The sequence below is a fragment of the Sphingomonas sp. BL-S-29 genome, assembly GCF_055521495.1.
Genome location: NZ_CM145482.1, coordinates 3,833,519 through 3,849,423 on the forward strand (window position 1 = coordinate 3,833,519; position 15,905 = coordinate 3,849,423).

General features: G+C 63.3%; 26 protein-coding genes. All 26 read right to left on the minus strand.

Annotated elements, in window-relative coordinates; translation table 11 throughout:
- Positions 1 to 11: 11 nt before the first annotated feature.
- Positions 12 to 1,376, minus strand: coding sequence for a preprotein translocase subunit SecY (gene secY, locus ACZ1I2_RS18055; RefSeq protein ID WP_465176312.1), 1,365 nt, complete (start codon positions 1,374 to 1,376; stop codon positions 12 to 14).
- A 190-nt stretch (positions 1,377 to 1,566) separates the two neighbouring features.
- Complete coding sequence (gene rplO, locus ACZ1I2_RS18060; RefSeq protein ID WP_465176311.1) at positions 1,567 to 2,109, minus strand: 50S ribosomal protein L15; 543 nt, start codon at positions 2,107 to 2,109, stop codon at positions 1,567 to 1,569.
- 119 nt (positions 2,110 to 2,228) lie between these two features.
- Positions 2,229 to 2,429: a 50S ribosomal protein L30 gene (gene rpmD / locus ACZ1I2_RS18065; protein ID WP_272626183.1), complete on the minus strand. Its 201-nt coding sequence runs from the start codon at positions 2,427 to 2,429 to the stop codon at positions 2,229 to 2,231.
- Between the two features lie 5 nt (positions 2,430 to 2,434).
- The gene (gene rpsE, locus ACZ1I2_RS18070) at positions 2,435 to 3,157 is read right to left on the minus strand and encodes a 30S ribosomal protein S5 (protein WP_465176310.1); all 723 of its coding nucleotides are present in this window, start codon (positions 3,155 to 3,157) and stop codon (positions 2,435 to 2,437) included.
- A 2-nt stretch (positions 3,158 to 3,159) separates the two neighbouring features.
- Positions 3,160 to 3,519, minus strand: coding sequence for a 50S ribosomal protein L18 (gene rplR / locus ACZ1I2_RS18075; RefSeq protein WP_465172781.1), 360 nt, complete (start codon positions 3,517 to 3,519; stop codon positions 3,160 to 3,162).
- Complete coding sequence (gene rplF / locus ACZ1I2_RS18080) at positions 3,519 to 4,052, minus strand: 50S ribosomal protein L6 (RefSeq protein WP_465172780.1); 534 nt, start codon at positions 4,050 to 4,052, stop codon at positions 3,519 to 3,521. Before rplF ends, rplR begins: the two co-directional genes overlap by 1 nt.
- Positions 4,052 to 4,447, minus strand: a complete 396-nt coding sequence (gene rpsH, locus ACZ1I2_RS18085) for a 30S ribosomal protein S8 (RefSeq protein ID WP_272626176.1) — start codon at positions 4,445 to 4,447, stop codon at positions 4,052 to 4,054. Before rpsH ends, rplF begins: the two co-directional genes overlap by 1 nt.
- 10 nt (positions 4,448 to 4,457) lie before the next feature.
- Positions 4,458 to 4,763 (minus strand): 30S ribosomal protein S14, encoded by a 306-nt coding sequence (gene rpsN, locus ACZ1I2_RS18090; RefSeq protein WP_372852027.1) that lies wholly within the window; start codon positions 4,761 to 4,763, stop codon positions 4,458 to 4,460.
- Between the two features lies 1 nt (position 4,764).
- On the minus strand, positions 4,765 to 5,322 hold the full coding sequence (gene rplE, locus ACZ1I2_RS18095; RefSeq protein WP_465173901.1) for a 50S ribosomal protein L5: 558 nt from the start codon (positions 5,320 to 5,322) through the stop codon (positions 4,765 to 4,767).
- Positions 5,323 to 5,353: 31 nt separating this feature from the next.
- Positions 5,354 to 5,671 (minus strand): 50S ribosomal protein L24, encoded by a 318-nt coding sequence (rplX, locus tag ACZ1I2_RS18100; RefSeq protein ID WP_301085640.1) that lies wholly within the window; start codon positions 5,669 to 5,671, stop codon positions 5,354 to 5,356.
- Entirely contained in the window at positions 5,671 to 6,039 is a 369-nt protein-coding gene (rplN, locus tag ACZ1I2_RS18105) for a 50S ribosomal protein L14 (RefSeq protein WP_332716285.1), read from the minus strand. Before rplN ends, rplX begins: the two co-directional genes overlap by 1 nt.
- A 60-nt stretch (positions 6,040 to 6,099) precedes the next feature.
- A complete protein-coding gene (gene rpsQ / locus ACZ1I2_RS18110) occupies positions 6,100 to 6,372 on the minus strand; it encodes a 30S ribosomal protein S17 (protein ID WP_372852031.1) in 273 nt (90 codons plus the stop codon).
- 11 nt (positions 6,373 to 6,383) lie between these two features.
- Positions 6,384 to 6,602: a 50S ribosomal protein L29 gene (gene rpmC / locus ACZ1I2_RS18115; protein ID WP_465172779.1), complete on the minus strand. Its 219-nt coding sequence runs from the start codon at positions 6,600 to 6,602 to the stop codon at positions 6,384 to 6,386.
- Between the two features lies 1 nt (position 6,603).
- Positions 6,604 to 7,038 carry a 50S ribosomal protein L16 gene (gene rplP, locus ACZ1I2_RS18120; protein ID WP_272626165.1) on the minus strand — a complete coding sequence of 145 codons (435 nt, stop codon included), beginning with the start codon at positions 7,036 to 7,038 and terminating at the stop codon, positions 6,604 to 6,606.
- A gap of 12 nt (positions 7,039 to 7,050) precedes the next feature.
- On the minus strand, positions 7,051 to 7,746 hold the full coding sequence (rpsC, locus tag ACZ1I2_RS18125; protein ID WP_372852037.1) for a 30S ribosomal protein S3: 696 nt from the start codon (positions 7,744 to 7,746) through the stop codon (positions 7,051 to 7,053).
- Positions 7,746 to 8,123, minus strand: a complete 378-nt coding sequence (gene rplV / locus ACZ1I2_RS18130; protein ID WP_272626161.1) for a 50S ribosomal protein L22 — start codon at positions 8,121 to 8,123, stop codon at positions 7,746 to 7,748. The genes rpsC and rplV overlap by 1 nt, the downstream gene beginning before the upstream one ends.
- Positions 8,123 to 8,398, minus strand: coding sequence for a 30S ribosomal protein S19 (gene rpsS / locus ACZ1I2_RS18135; RefSeq protein WP_034161646.1), 276 nt, complete (start codon positions 8,396 to 8,398; stop codon positions 8,123 to 8,125). The genes rplV and rpsS overlap by 1 nt, the downstream gene beginning before the upstream one ends.
- 5 nt (positions 8,399 to 8,403) lie before the next feature.
- The gene (rplB, locus tag ACZ1I2_RS18140) at positions 8,404 to 9,240 is read right to left on the minus strand and encodes a 50S ribosomal protein L2 (protein WP_272626159.1); all 837 of its coding nucleotides are present in this window, start codon (positions 9,238 to 9,240) and stop codon (positions 8,404 to 8,406) included.
- Entirely contained in the window at positions 9,240 to 9,557 is a 318-nt protein-coding gene (locus tag ACZ1I2_RS18145) for a 50S ribosomal protein L23 (protein WP_465176309.1), read from the minus strand. The genes rplB and ACZ1I2_RS18145 overlap by 1 nt, the downstream gene beginning before the upstream one ends.
- Positions 9,550 to 10,179 (minus strand): 50S ribosomal protein L4, encoded by a 630-nt coding sequence (gene rplD / locus ACZ1I2_RS18150; protein WP_465176308.1) that lies wholly within the window; start codon positions 10,177 to 10,179, stop codon positions 9,550 to 9,552. Before rplD ends, ACZ1I2_RS18145 begins: the two co-directional genes overlap by 8 nt.
- A 2-nt stretch (positions 10,180 to 10,181) precedes the next feature.
- Positions 10,182 to 10,937 carry a 50S ribosomal protein L3 gene (rplC, locus tag ACZ1I2_RS18155; protein WP_465172776.1) on the minus strand — a complete coding sequence of 252 codons (756 nt, stop codon included), beginning with the start codon at positions 10,935 to 10,937 and terminating at the stop codon, positions 10,182 to 10,184.
- Positions 10,938 to 11,138: 201 nt separating this feature from the next.
- Entirely contained in the window at positions 11,139 to 11,450 is a 312-nt protein-coding gene (gene rpsJ, locus ACZ1I2_RS18160; protein ID WP_034161642.1) for a 30S ribosomal protein S10, read from the minus strand.
- 118 nt (positions 11,451 to 11,568) lie between these two features.
- The gene (tuf, locus tag ACZ1I2_RS18165) at positions 11,569 to 12,762 is read right to left on the minus strand and encodes an elongation factor Tu (protein ID WP_343890830.1); all 1,194 of its coding nucleotides are present in this window, start codon (positions 12,760 to 12,762) and stop codon (positions 11,569 to 11,571) included.
- Between the two features lie 77 nt (positions 12,763 to 12,839).
- Entirely contained in the window at positions 12,840 to 14,915 is a 2,076-nt protein-coding gene (fusA, locus tag ACZ1I2_RS18170) for an elongation factor G (RefSeq protein WP_465172775.1), read from the minus strand.
- Positions 14,916 to 14,984: 69 nt separating this feature from the next.
- Positions 14,985 to 15,455: a 30S ribosomal protein S7 gene (rpsG, locus tag ACZ1I2_RS18175; RefSeq protein ID WP_272626145.1), complete on the minus strand. Its 471-nt coding sequence runs from the start codon at positions 15,453 to 15,455 to the stop codon at positions 14,985 to 14,987.
- 76 nt (positions 15,456 to 15,531) lie between these two features.
- The gene (gene rpsL, locus ACZ1I2_RS18180) at positions 15,532 to 15,903 is read right to left on the minus strand and encodes a 30S ribosomal protein S12 (protein ID WP_019516007.1); all 372 of its coding nucleotides are present in this window, start codon (positions 15,901 to 15,903) and stop codon (positions 15,532 to 15,534) included.
- Between the last annotated feature and the right edge of the window lie 2 nt (positions 15,904 to 15,905).

Below are 15,905 nucleotides of genomic sequence, written 5' to 3' on the forward strand. Positions count from 1 at the left end.
TGTCACCCCTCTCAACGGAGGCGGCCACCCTTCAACTTGGCCTTCTTGATCAGATCGCCATATTGATGCGCGAGCAAGTGGCTCTGGATCTGAGTCACCGTATCCATCGTCACGTTGACGACGATCAGCAGGCTGGTGCCGCCGAGATAGAACGGGATGCTCAGCGCCGACACCAGATATTCGGGCAACAGGCAGATGATCGTCAGATAGGCCGCACCGATCACGGTAATGCGCGTCAGCACATAATCGAAATAGGTTTCGGTGTTCTTGCCCGGACGGATGCCCGGAATGAAGCCGCCATAGCGCTTCAGATTGTCGGCCGTCTCCTCGGGATTGAACACCACGGCGGTGTAGAAGAACGAGAAGAAGATGATGCCCGCGCCGTACAGCCCCATATATACGGGCGATCCGTGCTGGAGATACTGGTTCAGGCCGATGATGACATCACCCCACCAGCTCTCGCCCGCGACGCGGTTGCCGGCGAACTGAGTGATCGTCAGCGGCATCAGCAGCAGCGACGAGGCGAAGATCGGCGGGATCACGCCCGCGGTGTTGAGCTTGAGCGGCAGATGGCTGCGATCGGCCTGCATGCCGCGCTGCGTCTGTCGCTTCGGATACTGGATCAGGATGCGGCGCTGCGCGCGCTCCATGAAGCAGATGAAGAGGATCAAGGCCACGACCGCGATGATGATGCCGATCAGGCGCACCGCATCGAGCGAGCCGGAGCGGCCGCCCTCGAACAGGTTGTACAGAGTACGTGGCAGGCTGGCGACGATGCCGGCCATGATGATCAGCGACATGCCGTTGCCGATGCCGCGGCTGGTGATCTGCTCACCGATCCACATCAGGAACATGGTGCCGCCGACCAGGCTGACCACCGCGCCGATACGGAACAGCATGCCGGGTTCGATCACGGCCTGCAGGCCATTGCTGGCACCCAGCGCCTCGAGCCCGACGGCGATGAAATAGCCCTGCACCGCGGTGAGGCCGACGGTGCCGTAGCGGGTATATTGGTTGAGCCGCTTGCGGCCGCTTTCGCCTTCCTTCTTGATCGCGGCGAGCGTCGGCGACAGAGATGTCGCGAGCTGAACGACGATCGAGGCAGTGATATAGGGCATCACGCCGAGCGCGATCAGGCTCATCCGGCTGAGCGAGCCGCCCGAAAAGGCGTTGAAGAAATCGAGCACGCCGCCCGACGTGTGCTGCGAAAGCTGGGCGAGCACGGACGGATCGATGCCCGGCAGCGGCACATAGCTGAGCATGCGGAAGATGATCAGCGCGCCGATCGTGAACCACAGGCGCTTCTTGAGATCAGTCGCCTGGGAGAATTTCGACAGGCTGATGCCGGAGGCCATCGAGTCGGCTGCGGATGCCATAAGTGTGATCGTCCCAAAAAAGCCTGGGGGGGAAACAAAAGCGGCGGGAAACGTTTTACCGCCCCGCCGCTCATATAGGGGCCCGATCGGGCTTGTCTAAGGGCTTTGATGCCGGATCCGCGACAACGGCGCGAGGCCGATCACAAAAACCCCTCGCGGTACCCGGCTCGCGCCGGGGCCCGCCGGGGCATTACGCCTTGAACGAAGCCTTGTGCGCGATGCGCTCGAGACGGGCCACGCCCTTCTTGGCCTTGGCCTTTTCGGCGGCGGGCACGACGACGAGAACGTCGACCTTGCCGCCTGCCTTCTCGACCGCCTCGATCGCGCCCTTCGACGCGCCGGCCACGGTGAAGCTGAGCTTCGCCGAGAATTCGCCCTTGCCGAGCAGACGGACGCCGTCCTTGCCGCCACGGGCCAGGCCAGCGGCCTTCAGCGCGTCATGGTCGAGCGCGGCACCGGCCTCGATCTTGCCGGCATCGACGGCCTTCTGGATCGCGCCCAGGTTCACCTCGGCATAATCCTTGGCGAAGATGTTGTTGAAGCCGCGCTTCGGCAGACGCATGTGGAGCGGCATCTGGCCGCCTTCGAAGCCGGCGATGGACACGCCCTCACGGCTCTTCTGGCCCTTGATGCCGCGGCCGCCGGTCTTGCCCTTGCCGGAACCGATACCACGGCCGACCCGCATACGGGACTTGCGGGCACCTGCATTGTCGCGGAGTTCGTTCAGTTTCATGTCGTGCACTCGCTTTCGCTTTTGTCGCGCTGATTAAAAAGGCTGAGGGCGGAACAGGTCGAACCTGCGTTCGAGCCGTTCCGCCCCTCACCCTCCCCTGACGGGGAGGATCATTGAGGTCAACCCTCGACCGATACCATGTGCGCGACCTTGCGGATCATGCCCCGAACCTCGGGGCTGTCCTGCAATTCGCGCGTCTTGTGCATCTTGTTGAGGCCGAGACCGATCAGCGTCGCGCGCTGATCCTTCTCGCGGCGGATCGGCGAACCCGTCTGGGTCACCTTGATCGTGCCGCCGGCGGCTTCTTTCTTCTTCGCCATCTGTCTTACTCCGCGATCGCTGCGGCGTCAGCCTCGGCGGCCTGCGAGCCACCACGGCCGAGCAGGTCGGCGATCTTCTTGCCGCGACGCTGCGCGACCGACTTCGGGCTGACCTGAGTGGTCAGCGCCTCGAAGGTCGCACGGATCATGTTGTACGGGTTCGACGTGCCGACCGACTTGGTCACCACATCGGCCACGCCCAGGCTCTCGAAGACGGCGCGCATCGGGCCGCCCGCGATGATGCCGGTGCCCTGCGGCGCCGAACGCACCGTCACGAGGCCGGCGCCGAAATGGCCCTTGCCGTCATGATGCAGCGTGCGACCCTCGCGGAGGGGAACGCGGACCATTGCCTTCTTGGCAGCAGCCGTCGCCTTGGAAATGGCTTCCGGCACTTCGCGCGCCTTGCCATGACCGAAGCCGACCCGGCCCTTGCCGTCGCCCACGACGACGAGTGCTGCGAAGCCGAAGCGCTTGCCGCCCTTCACCGTCTTCGAGACGCGGTTGATGTGGACCAGCTTCTCGATCAGCTCTTCGCCGCCATCGTCGGTCGCGCCGCGACGATCGTCGCGACGGCCACGATTGCCGTCACGACCGCCACGGCCGCGATTGTCGCCGCCGCCCGGGCCGCCACGGCCACGGCCGCCACGCGGACCACGGCCCTGCGGCGCGTCCTGCGGGGCAGTTTCGCCGCCGGCAACGACGTCCGTCGTGTTGATTTCGTCGGCCATTCTTAGAACTCCAATCCGGCTTCACGCGCGGCTTCCGCCAGCGCCTTCACGCGACCGTGGAACAGGAAGCCCCCACGGTCGAACACGACCTTGGTGACGCCTGCCTGCTTCGCCGCTTCGGCGACGCGCTTGCCGACCAGGACGGCAGCATCGATGTTCGCGCCGGACGTGCCGCGCACGTCCTTCTCCAGGGTGGAGGCGGAAGCGACCGTCTTGCCCTGGGCGTCGTCGATCACCTGAGCATAGATGTGCTTGCCCGAACGGTGCACCGACAGCCGCGGACGGCCGGCAGCACGACCGCGGAGCGCGGTGCGATTGCGAAGACGGCGCTTCGCAAAGAGGGAGAGACCTTTGGTGCTCATTACTTCTTTTTCCCTTCCTTGCGGAAGATGAACTCACCGTCGTACTTGATGCCCTTGCCCTTATAGGGCTCCGGCTTACGCCACTGACGGATCTCCGCGGCCAGCTGACCGACCTTCTGCTTGTCGGTTCCCGAAATCTCGACGGTCGTGTTGTCCGGCGTCTTCACCTCGAGGCCTTCCGGCACGTCGATGTTGACGTCGTGGCTGTAGCCGAGCTTCAGGTTCAGCACCCGGCCCTTGGCGTCCGCACGATAACCCACGCCGTTGATCAGCAGCTTCTTGGTGAAGCCGTCCGACACGCCGGTGATCAGGTTCTGCACCAGGGTACGCTGCATGCCCCAAAAGGCACGGGCGCGCTTGGTGTCGTTCGCCGGGTTCACCGAGATGCCGTCGTCCTCGAGGACGTAGCTGATCTCTTCGCGCAGCGGCATGGACAGGGTGCCCTTGGGGCCCTTGACGCTCAGCTGCTGGCCTTCGATCGTCGCGGTCGTACCGCTCGGGATCGCGACCGGCTTTTTACCGATGCGGCTCATCAGAATACCTCCGCCAGCACTTCGCCGCCGACATTCTGCTCGCGCGCTTCCGCGTCGGACAGAACGCCGCGAGGCGTCGAGACGATCGTGATGCCCAGGCCGTTCATGACGCGGGGCAGCTCGGTTGCGCCCGAATAGACGCGGCGACCGGGCTTCGAGACGCGCGCGACATGCTTGATCGCAGGCTGGCCCTCGAAATATTTCAGCTCGATGCGGATGCCCTTTGCGGGACCCATCTCTTCTTCGCTGTAGCCACGGATATAGCCCTCGCGCTGAAGCACGTCGAGCACACGGGCCCGCAGCTTGGACGCGGGCGACAGGACGGAGTCCTTGCGCGCGCGCTGGCCGTTGCGGATGCGGGTGAGCATATCACCCAGGGGATCGGTCAATGCCATCTCGTGATCCTTACCAGCTCGACTTCGTAACGCCCGGGATCAGGCCCTTGTTGGCCAGATCGCGCAGCTGAATACGGCAGAGGCGGAACTTGCGGTAATAAGCGCGGGGACGACCCGTCACCTCGCACCGGTTGCGGATGCGCGTCGGGTTACCGTTGCGCGGGATTTCCGCCATCTTCAGGCGAGCGATCAGGCGATCGCCGTCATCGAGCGAATTGTCCGCCGCGATCGCCTTCAGCTTCGCATAGGCGCCGGCGTATTTCTTCACCAGCAGCTTGCGACGCTCGTTCTTGTTCACAGAACTCTTCTTAGCCATCTTACGCTGCCTTCTTTTCTTCGTCGGCTTCGATCGGGAACGGGAAGCCGAACAGGCGGAGCAGCTCGCGCGCTTCGTCGTCGGTCTTCGCCGTGGTCGTCACGATCACGTCCATGCCGCGGATCTTGTCGACCTTGTCGTAGCTGATTTCCGGGAAGATCAGCTGCTCCTTCAGACCGCAGGCATAGTTGCCGCGACCATCGAAGCTCTTCGGGTTCAGCCCGCGGAAATCGCGAACGCGCGGCAGCGCGATCGTGATGAAGCGGTCGAGGAACTCGTACATGCGCTCGCGGCGAAGGGTGACCTTCACGCCGATCGGCATGCCTTCACGCAGCTTGAACTGCGCGATCGACTTCTTAGCCTTGGTGACGACGGGCTTCTGACCTGCGATCAGCTCCATCTCGCCAGCGGCCTGATCGACCTTCTTCTTGTCCTGCGTCGCTTCGCCAACGCCCATGTTCAGGACGATCTTGTCGAGGCGCGGGACCTCCATCACGTTCTTGTAACCGAACTTCTCGGTCATCGCCTTGACGATGCGATCCTCGTAGATCGCCTTCATCCGCGGCTTGTGCGCCGCCTTCTGATTTGCATCAGCCACTGATCGTCTCCCCGGACTTCACGGCCACGCGGACCTTCTTGCCGTCCTTGGTTTCAAAACGAACGCGCGTCGGCTTGCCGTCGGCGGTCACATGAGCGACCTTCGAGACGTGCAGCGGCGCTTCGGCGCGCTTCAGGCCGCCCTGGGGGTCGCCCTGGCTCGGCTTGGTGTGACGGATCGCGATGTTCACGCCCGACACGATGACCTTGCCGTCCTTGGGCAGGGCCTGGGTGACTTCACCGGTCTTGCCCTTGTCCTTGCCGGACAGGACGATGACGCGGTCACCCTTCTTGATCTTCGCAGCGGCCATTACAGAACCTCCGGCGCCAGGCTGATGATCTTCATGTGCTTGCGCGCACGCAGCTCGCGCACCACCGGGCCAAAGATACGGGTGCCGATCGGCTCCTCGTTCTTGTTGACCAGCACGGCCGCGTTCGAATCGAAGCGGATCACGGTGCCATCGGCGCGGCGAATGTCCTTCGCCGTACGCACGATGACGGCACGGTGCACGTCGCCCTTCTTCACGCGGGCACGGGGTGCCGCTTCCTTGATGCTGACGACGATGATGTCGCCAACGCCTGCCGTCCGGCGCTTGGACCCGCCAAGCACCTTGATGCACTGCACCCGCTTCGCGCCGCTGTTGTCAGCGACCTCGAGATTGGACTGCATCTGGATCATCGATCCGGTTCCTTCTCACATGGGGTCCGATTCCGACCGGGCCCCGCCTAAAACTCGGCCTTAGCCGTCGATGGTTGCCCGCTCGGGGGTCGCGTGGGTGTTGACCCGCTCGATCACCTTCCAGGTCTTCAGCTTGGAGATCGGCGCGGTCTCTTCGATCCGCACGGTTTCGCCCTGCTTGAACTCGTTGCCCTCGTCATGGGCATGATACTTCTTCGTACGGCGGATGATCTTGCCGTAGAGCGGGTGCTTCACCTTACGCTCAACGTTCACCACCACCGTCTTGTCGGTCTTGTCCGAGACGATCACCCCGGTCAGCACACGCTTCGGCATGTCGGTCTTCCTTACTTGGCTTCGGCCGAGCGCACGCGCTGGCTCTGCAGGGTCTTGATGCGAGCGATGTCGCGGCGGACCTCACGCACCCGGCTCGGCTTTTCGAGCTGGTTCGTGGCTGCCTGGAAACGGAGGTTGAACGCCTCGCGCTTCAGGTTGCCCAGCTCCTCGTCGAGCTGGTCCTCGGTCTTCGCCTTGAGGTCGGAGCGACGGGTGTCGATCTTGCTCATGTTATGCAACTCCCAGATGCGAGGTGTCGCCGAGACGGGCAACGACCTTCACCTTGATCGGCAGCTTCATCGCGGCGCGGCTGAACGCCACGGCAGCGATATCGCCAGGGACACCGTCCAGCTCGAACAGGATCCGGCCGGGCTTGACCCGGGCGGCCCAATATTCGGGCGAACCCTTGCCCTTGCCCATGCGGACTTCGGCGGGCTTCGACGTGACCGGAACGTCCGGGAACACGCGGATCCACAAACGCCCCTGGCGCTTGATGTGACGCGTGATCGCGCGGCGAGCCGCCTCGATCTGGCGTGCGGTGATCCGCTCCGGCTCCATCGCCTTCAGCCCGTAAGAGCCGAAGTTGAGGGTCGTGCCGCCCTTGGCATCGCCATGGATCCGGCCCTTGAAGGCCTTGCGGAACTTGGTTTTTTTCGGTTGCAGCATTGCTCTTGTTCCTTAGCGCGCCGGACGGACGCCGGAGGTTTGAGCCTCCATCATGATCCGGTCCTGCGCCATCGGGTCATGGCCCAGGATTTCGCCCTTGAAGATCCAGACCTTCACGCCGCACACGCCATAGGCGGTGTGTGCCTGCGCTTCGGCATAGTCCACGTTCGCGCGCAGCGTGTGCAGCGGAACGCGGCCTTCGCGGTACCATTCGGACCGGGCGATCTCGGCGCCGCCGAGACGGCCGCCGCAATTGATCCGGATACCCTCTGCGCCAAGGCGCATCGCCGACTGCACCGCACGCTTCATGGCGCGGCGGAACGCGATACGACGCTCGAGCTGATCGGCGATGCCCTGGGCGACGAGCTTGGCGTCGACTTCAGGCTTGCGAATCTCGACGATGTTCAGCGACACGTCGGACGAGGTCATCTTGCCGAGGAGACGGCGCAGCTTCTCGATGTCCGCACCCTTCTTGCCGATGATCACGCCGGGGCGCGCGGCATAGATGGACACGCGGCACAGCTTGGCCGGACGCTCGATCACCACCTTGGAGATCGCGGCCTGGGGCAGCGTCTTCATGATGAAGGTGCGGATCTTCAGATCCTCGAGCAGGAGGCGGCCGTAATCGGCGCCTTCCGCATACCAGCGGCTGTCCCAGGTACGGTTGATCTGGAGACGCAGACCGATCGGATTGCTCTTTTGACCCATTATGCTTCTTCCTGCTCGCGCACGACGATCCGCAGCCGCGAGAACGGCTTGAGGATGCGCGTCGACTTGCCACGACCGCGGGTCGCGAAACGCTTCATGACGATCGACTTGCCAACCGAGGCCTCCGAGACGACGAGCGCGTCGACGTCGAGATTGTGGTTGTTCTCCGCATTGGCGATCGCCGAGGCGAGAACCTTGCGGGCATCGACGGCCATCGCCTTGGTCGAGAATGCGAGGATGTTCATCGCATCGCCGGCCTTCTTGTTGCGGATCAGCGCCGCGACGAGACCGAGCTTCTGAGCCGAGCCGCGAATCTGCGTACCGACCGAGAGAGCTTCCTTCTCACCGACCTTGCGGGGGGATTTTGCCTTCGACATCAGCGCTTGCCCTTCTTGTCGGCGGCATGGCCGGGGAAGTAGCGGGTCGGCGCGAATTCGCCGAGCTTCATCCCAACCATGTCCTCGTTGACGGACACGGGCACGAACTTGCGACCGTTATAAACGGTGAAGGTCAGGCCAACGAACTGCGGCAGGATCGTGGAGCGGCGCGACCAGGTCTTGATCGGCGCACGCGCGTTGGTTTCCTGCGCGGTCTCTGCCTTCTTGAGCAGATGGAGGTCCACAAAGGGACCCTTCCAGACGGAACGAGCCATTGCGGTTAGCCCTTCTTCTTCGCGTGACGCGACCGGATGATCATCTTGTCGGTCGCCTTGTTGTGACGGGTGCGTGCACCCTTGGTCGGCTTGCCCCACGGGGTGACCGGATGACGGCCGCCCGAGGTCCGGCCTTCACCACCGCCGTGCGGATGGTCGACCGGGTTCTTGGCGACGCCGCGGGTCAGCGGGCGCTTGCCCAGCCAACGGTTGCGGCCGGCCTTGGCGAGGTTGGTGTTGCCGTTGTCCGGGTTGGACACCGCACCGACGGTCGCCATGCAGTTCGAGTGGATATAGCGCTGCTCGCCCGAGTTGAGGCGCACCATCACCATGCCCTTGTCGCGACCCACGACCTGCACATAGGTGCCCGCCGAACGTGCGAGCTGACCACCCTTGCCGGGCTTCATCTCGACGTTGTGGACGATCGTGCCGACCGGCATCTGACCGAGTTCCATGGCATTGCCAGGCTTCACGTCGGTCTTCTTGCCGGCAACCACCTTGTCGCCGACGGCAAGCCGCTGCGGCGCGATGATATAGGCAAGCTCTTCGTCCGGATACTTGATCAGGGCGATGAAGGCGGTGCGGTTGGGATCATATTCGATCCGCTCGACCGTGCCGTCCACGTCCCACTTGCGACGCTTGAAGTCGATCAGACGATAGCGCTGCTTGTGGCCGCCGGCGATGCCGCGCGAGGTCACATGGCCCTTGTTGTTGCGGCCGCCAGTCTTGCGCTTGCCTTCGGTCAGCGCCTTGATCGGGCCGCCCTTGTGCAGACCGCTGCGGTCGACGAGGATAAGTCCGCGTCGTGCCGGGCTGGTCGGGTTGTAATGCTTGAGTGCCATTACTGGATTCCCGTCGTCACATCGATCGACTGACCATCAGCCAGCGTCACGATCGCCTTCTTCATGTCGGAGCGCGTGTAGGGCGTGCCCTTCCACTTCTTTGTCTTGCCCTTCTGGACGATCGTGTTGACCCCCAGGACCTTGACGTTGAACAGCGCCTCGACGGCCGCCTTGATCTCAGGCTTGGTCGCGTCGTTCGAAACCTTGAACACGACCGCGTTCTGCTCGCTGAGCAGGGTCGCCTTCTCGGTGATGTGCGGAGCGACGATCACGTCATAATGACGAATGTCGATCTCGGCATTCTGCTTCTTAGCCATTGAAGCGCGCCTCCAGCTTTTCGACAGCGGAGCGCGTCAGCACCAGCGTGTCATGCTTCAGGATGTCGTAGACGTTCGCACCAGCGGCGGGCAGAACGTTGATCTGACGGAGGTTGCCGGCGGCGAGCGCGAAGCTCGTCTCGACTGCATCACCGTCGATCACCAACGCGGTCTTGCCGAAGCCGAGCTTCGCCAGGTCCGCGGTCAGCGCCTTGGTCTTGTTGTCCTTGACGGTCAGGCTGTCCATGACAATCAGCGAGCCGGCCTTGGCGTGGCTGCTGAGAGCCATGCGCAGACCAAGAGCGCGGATCTTCTTGTTCAGCGACGGATTGAAATCGCGAACGCGGGCGCCGTGAGCCTTACCGCCGCCGACGAAGGTCGGAGCGCGGCGATCGCCGTGACGCGCGGTACCGCCGCCCTTCTGGCGACCGAACTTCTTGCCGGTGCGGGCAACATCGGCGCGCTCGCGCGTGCCGCGTGCCGTGGCACGACGCTTTTCGAGCTGCCAGGTGACGACGCGGTGCAGGATGTCGGCGCGCGGATCGAGGCCGAAGACCTCGTCGTTGAGCTCGATATCGCTGGCCTTCGCGGCAGCGTCGAAGGACTGAATAGTGACCTTCATGTTCAGCCCTCCTGGCCTTCGGTCGCTTCCACGGCCTGGACGTCTTCTGCAGGCGTCTCGGCGGGAGCGGTGTTGCTGTTCGCGGCGGCCTTCAGGCCGGCCGGGTACGGTGCATCGGCGTGACGGGCGACCTTGACGGCGTCCTTGACGAGCAGCCAGCCGCCCTTCGAGCCGGGCACGGAGCCCTTCACGAAGATCAGGCCACGCTCGACGTCGGTCGATACGATTTCGAGATTCTGCTGGGTGCGGTTCTTGTCACCCATCTGGCCGGCCATCTTCTTGTTCTTGAAGACCTTGCCCGGATCCTGGCGCTGACCGGTCGAACCGAGCGAACGGTGCGAGACGGACACGCCGTGGGTGGCGCGCAGACCGCCGAAGCCCCAACGCTTCATGCCGCCCGCGAAACCCTTACCCTGGGTGACGCCCTGGATGTCGACGATCTGGCCGGCAACATAATGGTCGGCCGAAATCTCGGCGCCCACTTCGAGCACGGCGTCGTCGGAGACGCGGAATTCGGCAACCTTCGCCTTAGGCTCGACTTCGGCCTTGCCGAAGTGGCCGCGCTGCGGCTTGGCGACATTCTTCGCCTTGGCGGTGCCAGCACCAAGCTGGACAGCGGTATAACCATCACGGTCGGCCTCGCGAACGGCCACTACCTGCAGATTTTCCAGTGCCAGGACGGTGACGGGCACATGGCGCCCATCGTCCTGGAACAAGCGGGTCATCCCCATTTTCTTCGCGATCACGCCAGTGCGCATGATCAATGCTCCTATTACAGAGGCCCGCCGGAACGATTTCCGACGGGCGTGTCAGCCCAAAATATAATGCGTGCCCCGTCCCGGGCTGGTGTTCCCGCGAGAGCGGGAACGTGACGGGGGACGCAGACCCCGGCAAGCCGGGCGGTATCCCTGTATTTGATCTCGCCAGTGGCGAAACCGAACTCTTTTGGAGCGCGGCCTTTAGGCCAGCTTGATCTCCACGTCTACACCCGCGGCGAGATCGAGCTTCATCAGCGCGTCCACCGTCTGCGGGGTCGGCTGAACGATGTCCAGCATCCGCTTGTAGGTACGGACCTCGAACTGCTCACGCGACTTCTTGTCGATGTGCGGTCCGCGGTTCACCGTGAACTTCTCGATGCGCGTCGGGAGGGGAATGGGGCCGCGGATGAGTGCGCCAGTGCGGCGCGCCGTGTCGGCGATGTCGCCGGTGGCCTGATCGAGCACACGATGATCGAATGCCTTCAGACGAATCCGAATATTCTGCGTTTCCATAACCCTACCGATGCGAAAGAGCGGGTTGCCCGAGAGCAACCGAACCATTGTTCACTGAAATAGCAACCGCCCGATTTGCCACCGAGAAAGCGGCGAATCGGGCGGAGGCGCGTCTATATTACTTCGAGATGCCGCTGACAATCCCCGAACCAACGGTACGGCCACCCTCACGGATGGTGAAACGCTGGCCGACGTCCATGGCGATCGGCGCAATGAGCTTGACGCCCAGAGCGATGTTGTCGCCAGGCATGACCATCTCGGTGCCCTCGGGCAGCTCGACGGTGCCGGTCACGTCCGTGGTGCGGAAGTAGAACTGCGGACGATAGTTGGCGAAGAACGGCGTGTGACGGCCGCCCTCGTCCTTCGACAGCACATACACTTCCGACTGGAAGTCGGTGTGCGGCTTGATCGAGCCCGGCTTGCAGAGAACCTGGCCACGCTCGACCTCTTCACGGCCGACGCCGCGGATCAGCGCACCGATGTTGTCGCCGGCCTGGCCCTGGTCGAGCAGCTTGCGGAACATTTCGACGCCCGTGACGGTGGTCTTGCGGACTGCCGGGTGGATGCCAACGATCTCGACTTCCTCGCCGACCTTCACAACGCCGGTCTCGACGCGGCCGGTGACGACCGTGCCGCGACCCGAGATCGAGAACACGTCCTCGATCGGCATCATGAACGGCTTGTCGAGCGGACGCTCGGGCTGCGGGAGGTACTCGTCGACCGCCTGCATCAGCTTGAGCACGGCGTCATGGCCGATCTCGGGCTGCTTGTCGTCGAGCGCGCACACGGCCGAGCCACGGATGACCGGGATGTTGTCGCCGTCGAAATCATACTTCGAGAGCAGCTCGCGGATTTCCATCTCGACCAGTTCGAGGATTTCCTCGTCGTCGACCAGATCGACCTTGTTCATGAACACGACCATCGTCGGCACGCCGACCTGACGGGCGAGCAGGATGTGCTCGCGGGTCTGCGGCATCGGGCCGTCGGTGGCGGACACGACCAGGATCGCGCCGTCCATCTGGGCGGCACCGGTGATCATGTTCTTCACATAATCGGCGTGGCCCGGGCAATCGACGTGCGCATAGTGGCGCGCGGTCGTCTCATACTCGACGTGTGCGGTCGAGATGGTGATGCCGCGCTCGCGCTCTTCCGGAGCCTTGTCGATGTTGGCGTAGCTCGTGAACGTAGCGCCACCGGTCTCAGCCAACACCTTGGTGATGGCGGCCGTCAGCGACGTCTTGCCGTGATCGACATGGCCGATCGTGCCGATGTTGAGATGCGGCTTGGTCCGCTCGAACTTTGCTTTAGCCATTTTTCCTACCTTCTAGAATCAGATTCGCGGCCTTCAGGGCGCCACGCGAACGCGGCCCCTTAACGACCTATTTCAAGTTACGCCAGCTTCGCCTTCACTTCTTCGGCAACGTTGGCTGGCACTTCGTCATAATGCGAGAACTGCATGGTATATTGCGCGCGGCCCTGGCTGAACGAGCGGAGCTGGTTCACGTAACCGAACATGTTCGCCAGCGGGACGATCGCCTCCACCGCAGTCGCGTTGCCGCGGCTGTCGGTGCCCTGGATCTGGCCACGACGGCTGTTCAGATCGCCGATCACGTCGCCGAGATAATCCTCCGGCGTCACGACCTCGACCTTCATGATCGGCTCGAGCAGCTTGATGCCCGACTTCTGGGCCGCTTCGCGCATGGCGCCACGGGCACAGATTTCGAACGCCAGCGCCGACGAGTCGACGTCATGATATTTGCCGTCGATCAGCTGAACCTCGAAATCGATGATCGGGAAGCCGATCAGCGATCCGGTCTCGGCCGTCTCGCGCATGCCCTTCTCGACCGACGGGATATATTCCTTCGGAACGTTACCGCCCTTGATCTGGTCGGAGAAGACGAAGCCAGAACCGCGCTCGCCGGGAATGACCTTGATCTTGATCTCGGCGAACTGACCCGAACCACCCGACTGCTTCTTGTGGGTGTAGCTCATCTCGATCGGCTTCGCGAGATATTCGCGATACGCCACCTGCGGCGCGCCGACATTTGCCTCGACCTTGAACTCGCGCTTCATGCGATCGACCAGGATCTCGAGATGGAGCTCGCCCATGCCCTTGATGATGGTCTGGCCGCTCTCGACATCGGACGTAACGCGGAACGAAGGATCCTCGCGAGCGAGACGATTGAGCGCGATGCCCATCTTCTCCTGGTCGGCCTTCGTCTTCGGCTCCACCGCGACCTCGATGACGGGGTCCGGGAATTCCATGCGCTCGAGGATGATCGGAGCGTTCTGCGCGCAGAGCGTGTCACCGGTCGTGGTATCCTTGAGGCCCGCGAGAGCGACGATGTCGCCTGCGAACGCTTCCTGGATGTCCTCGCGGCTGTTCGCATGCATCAGCAGCATGCGGCCAACCTTTTCCTTCTTGTCCTTCACCGAGTTGGTGACGATCGAAGCGGCGTCGAGCTTGCCCGAATAGATGCGCGCAAAGGTCAGCGTACCGACGAACGGATCGTTCATGATCTTGAACGCCAGCGCCGAGAACGGGGCATCGTCGGCCGGCGGACGCGTATCCGGCGTCACGCCGTCGAGCTTCAGACCCTCGACGTCCTTGATGTCCAGCGGCGACGGCAGATAGTCGACCACTGCGTCGAGCAGCGGCTGAACGCCCTTGTTCTTGAACGCGGAGCCGCAGAGCACCGGCACGAACGAGAAGTTCAGCGTGCCCTTGCGGATCAGCTTCTTCAAGGTCGCAACGTCAGGCTCGTTGCCCTCGAGATACTGCTCCATGATGTCGTCGTCCTGCTCGACGGCCATCTCGATCAGCTCGGAACGCGCGTTTGCAGCCAGGTCGGCCAGGTCGGCCGGGATGTCCTGATATTCGAACTTCGCGCCGAGCGACTCTTCGAGCCAGATGATCGCGCGGTTCTCGACCAGGTCGACCAGGCCCTTGAAGTCGCCTTCGAGGCCGATCGGCAGATAGAGGACGGCCGGACGCGCGCCGAGGCGGTCCTTGATCATCTGCACGCACATGTTGAAGTTCGCGCCGGTGCGGTCGAGCTTGTTGATGAAGCACATCCGCGGGACGTGATACTTCTCGGCCTGACGCCACACGGTCTCGGACTGCGGCTCGACACCGGCAACGCCGTCGAAGCATGCAACCGCGCCATCGAGCACGCGCAGCGAACGCTCGACTTCAATGGTGAAGTCGACGTGGCCGGGGGTGTCGATGATGTTGATGCGGTGATCGTTCCAGAAGCACGTCGTTGCGGCCGACGTGATCGTGATCCCGCGCTCCTGCTCCTGCTCCATCCAGTCCATCGTGGCGGTGCCCTCATGGACCTCGCCGATCTTGTAGGACTTGCCGGTGTAATAGAGGATGCGCTCGGTCGTCGTCGTCTTGCCGGCGTCGATGTGCGCCATGATGCCGATGTTGCGGTACATGTCGAGCGGATGGCTGCGGGCCATGATCGGATTTTCCTTAGCGATGTAGGAGGCCGGGGAACTCCCGGCCTCTCGACATATAGGTAGTGGAGATTACCAGCGGTAGTGGCTGAAGGCGCGGTTCGCTTCGGCCATACGATGGGTGTCTTCGCGCTTCTTCACCGCGTTGCCGCGGTTGTTGGCGGCATCCATCAGCTCGCCCGACAGGCGGGCCGACATGGTGTTCTCCGACCGCGCGCGCGCAGCGGAGATCAGCCAGCGGATGGCCAGCGCCTGGGCGCGCTCGGGGCGCACTTCGACGGGGACCTGATAGGTCGCACCACCGACGCGGCGCGAACGGACTTCGATGCCCGGCTTCACATTGGCGAGCGCCTCGTGAAACACGCCGATCGGATCCTTCTTCGCGCGCTGCTCGACGGTTGCGAGAGCACCATAGACGATCAGTTCGGCGACGGACTTCTTGCCGTCCAGCATGACGCTGTTCATGAACTTGGAGAGAACCTCATCCCCATACTGGGGATCAGGCAGGATGACCCGCTTTTCGGGACGACGACGACGTGCCATTTCAATTTCCTTCTAAACTTCAGCCCTGGGGGTCGGAAGCTCCAGCACCGGCTTTCGCAGGGTGGAGCCGACCGGCTTACTTCGGACGCTTAGCGCCGTACTTGGAACGCGACTGGCGGCGATCCTTCACACCCTGCGTATCGAGCACACCGCGGAGAACGTGATAGCGGACGCCGGGAAGGTCGCGAACGCGGCCGCCACGGATCAGCACCACGGAGTGCTCCTGGAGGTTGTGCCCCTCGCCGGGGATGTAGCTGATGACTTCGCGCTGGTTGGTCAGGCGGACCTTGGCAACCTTGCGCAGAGCCGAGTTCGGCTTCTTCGGAGTCGTCGTATAGACGCGGGTGCAGACGCCGCGCTTCTGCGGGTTCTGCTCCATTGCAGGGACCTTGGACTTGGCCTTCTGCGGATCGCGGCCCTTGCGGACCAGCTGGTTGATCGTCGGCATGA

Bases quoted from the DNA above. Each gene is read 5' to 3' on its own strand.
- secY (WP_465176312.1), bottom strand. From the start codon at position 1,376: ATGGCATCCGCAGCCGACTCGATGGCCTCCGGCATCAGCCTGTCGAAA.
- rplO (WP_465176311.1), bottom strand. From the start codon at position 2,109: ATGAAACTGAACGAACTCCGCGACAATGCAGGTGCCCGCAAGTCCCGT.
- rpmD (WP_272626183.1), bottom strand. From the start codon at position 2,429: ATGGCGAAGAAGAAAGAAGCCGCCGGCGGCACGATCAAGGTGACCCAG.
- rpsE (WP_465176310.1), bottom strand. From the start codon at position 3,157: ATGGCCGACGAAATCAACACGACGGACGTCGTTGCCGGCGGCGAAACT.
- rplR (WP_465172781.1), bottom strand. From the start codon at position 3,519: ATGAGCACCAAAGGTCTCTCCCTCTTTGCGAAGCGCCGTCTTCGCAAT.
- rplF (WP_465172780.1), bottom strand. From the start codon at position 4,052: ATGAGCCGCATCGGTAAAAAGCCGGTCGCGATCCCGAGCGGTACGACC.
- rpsH (WP_272626176.1), bottom strand. From the start codon at position 4,447: ATGGCATTGACCGATCCCCTGGGTGATATGCTCACCCGCATCCGCAAC.
- rpsN (WP_372852027.1), bottom strand. From the start codon at position 4,763: ATGGCTAAGAAGAGTTCTGTGAACAAGAACGAGCGTCGCAAGCTGCTG.
- rplE (WP_465173901.1), bottom strand. From the start codon at position 5,322: ATGAAGGCGATCTACGAGGATCGCATCGTCAAGGCGATGACCGAGAAG.
- rplX (WP_301085640.1), bottom strand. From the start codon at position 5,671: ATGGCCGCTGCGAAGATCAAGAAGGGTGACCGCGTCATCGTCCTGTCC.
- rplN (WP_332716285.1), bottom strand. From the start codon at position 6,039: ATGATCCAGATGCAGTCCAATCTCGAGGTCGCTGACAACAGCGGCGCG.
- rpsQ (WP_372852031.1), bottom strand. From the start codon at position 6,372: ATGCCGAAGCGTGTGCTGACCGGGGTGATCGTCTCGGACAAGACCGAC.
- rpmC (WP_465172779.1), bottom strand. From the start codon at position 6,602: ATGAGCAAGATCGACACCCGTCGCTCCGACCTCAAGGCGAAGACCGAG.
- rplP (WP_272626165.1), bottom strand. From the start codon at position 7,038: ATGCTGCAACCGAAAAAAACCAAGTTCCGCAAGGCCTTCAAGGGCCGG.
- rpsC (WP_372852037.1), bottom strand. From the start codon at position 7,746: ATGGGTCAAAAGAGCAATCCGATCGGTCTGCGTCTCCAGATCAACCGT.
- rplV (WP_272626161.1), bottom strand. From the start codon at position 8,123: ATGTCGAAGGCAAAATCCCCCCGCAAGGTCGGTGAGAAGGAAGCTCTC.
- rpsS (WP_034161646.1), bottom strand. From the start codon at position 8,398: ATGGCTCGTTCCGTCTGGAAGGGTCCCTTTGTGGACCTCCATCTGCTC.
- rplB (WP_272626159.1), bottom strand. From the start codon at position 9,240: ATGGCACTCAAGCATTACAACCCGACCAGCCCGGCACGACGCGGACTT.
- ACZ1I2_RS18145 (WP_465176309.1), bottom strand. From the start codon at position 9,557: ATGGCTAAGAAGCAGAATGCCGAGATCGACATTCGTCATTATGACGTG.
- rplD (WP_465176308.1), bottom strand. From the start codon at position 10,179: ATGAAGGTCACTATTCAGTCCTTCGACGCTGCCGCGAAGGCCAGCGAT.
- rplC (WP_465172776.1), bottom strand. From the start codon at position 10,937: ATGCGCACTGGCGTGATCGCGAAGAAAATGGGGATGACCCGCTTGTTC.
- rpsJ (WP_034161642.1), bottom strand. From the start codon at position 11,450: ATGGAAACGCAGAATATTCGGATTCGTCTGAAGGCATTCGATCATCGT.
- tuf (WP_343890830.1), bottom strand. From the start codon at position 12,762: ATGGCTAAAGCAAAGTTCGAGCGGACCAAGCCGCATCTCAACATCGGC.
- fusA (WP_465172775.1), bottom strand. From the start codon at position 14,915: ATGGCCCGCAGCCATCCGCTCGACATGTACCGCAACATCGGCATCATG.
- rpsG (WP_272626145.1), bottom strand. From the start codon at position 15,455: ATGGCACGTCGTCGTCGTCCCGAAAAGCGGGTCATCCTGCCTGATCCC.
- rpsL (WP_019516007.1), bottom strand. From the start codon at position 15,903: ATGCCGACGATCAACCAGCTGGTCCGCAAGGGCCGCGATCCGCAGAAG.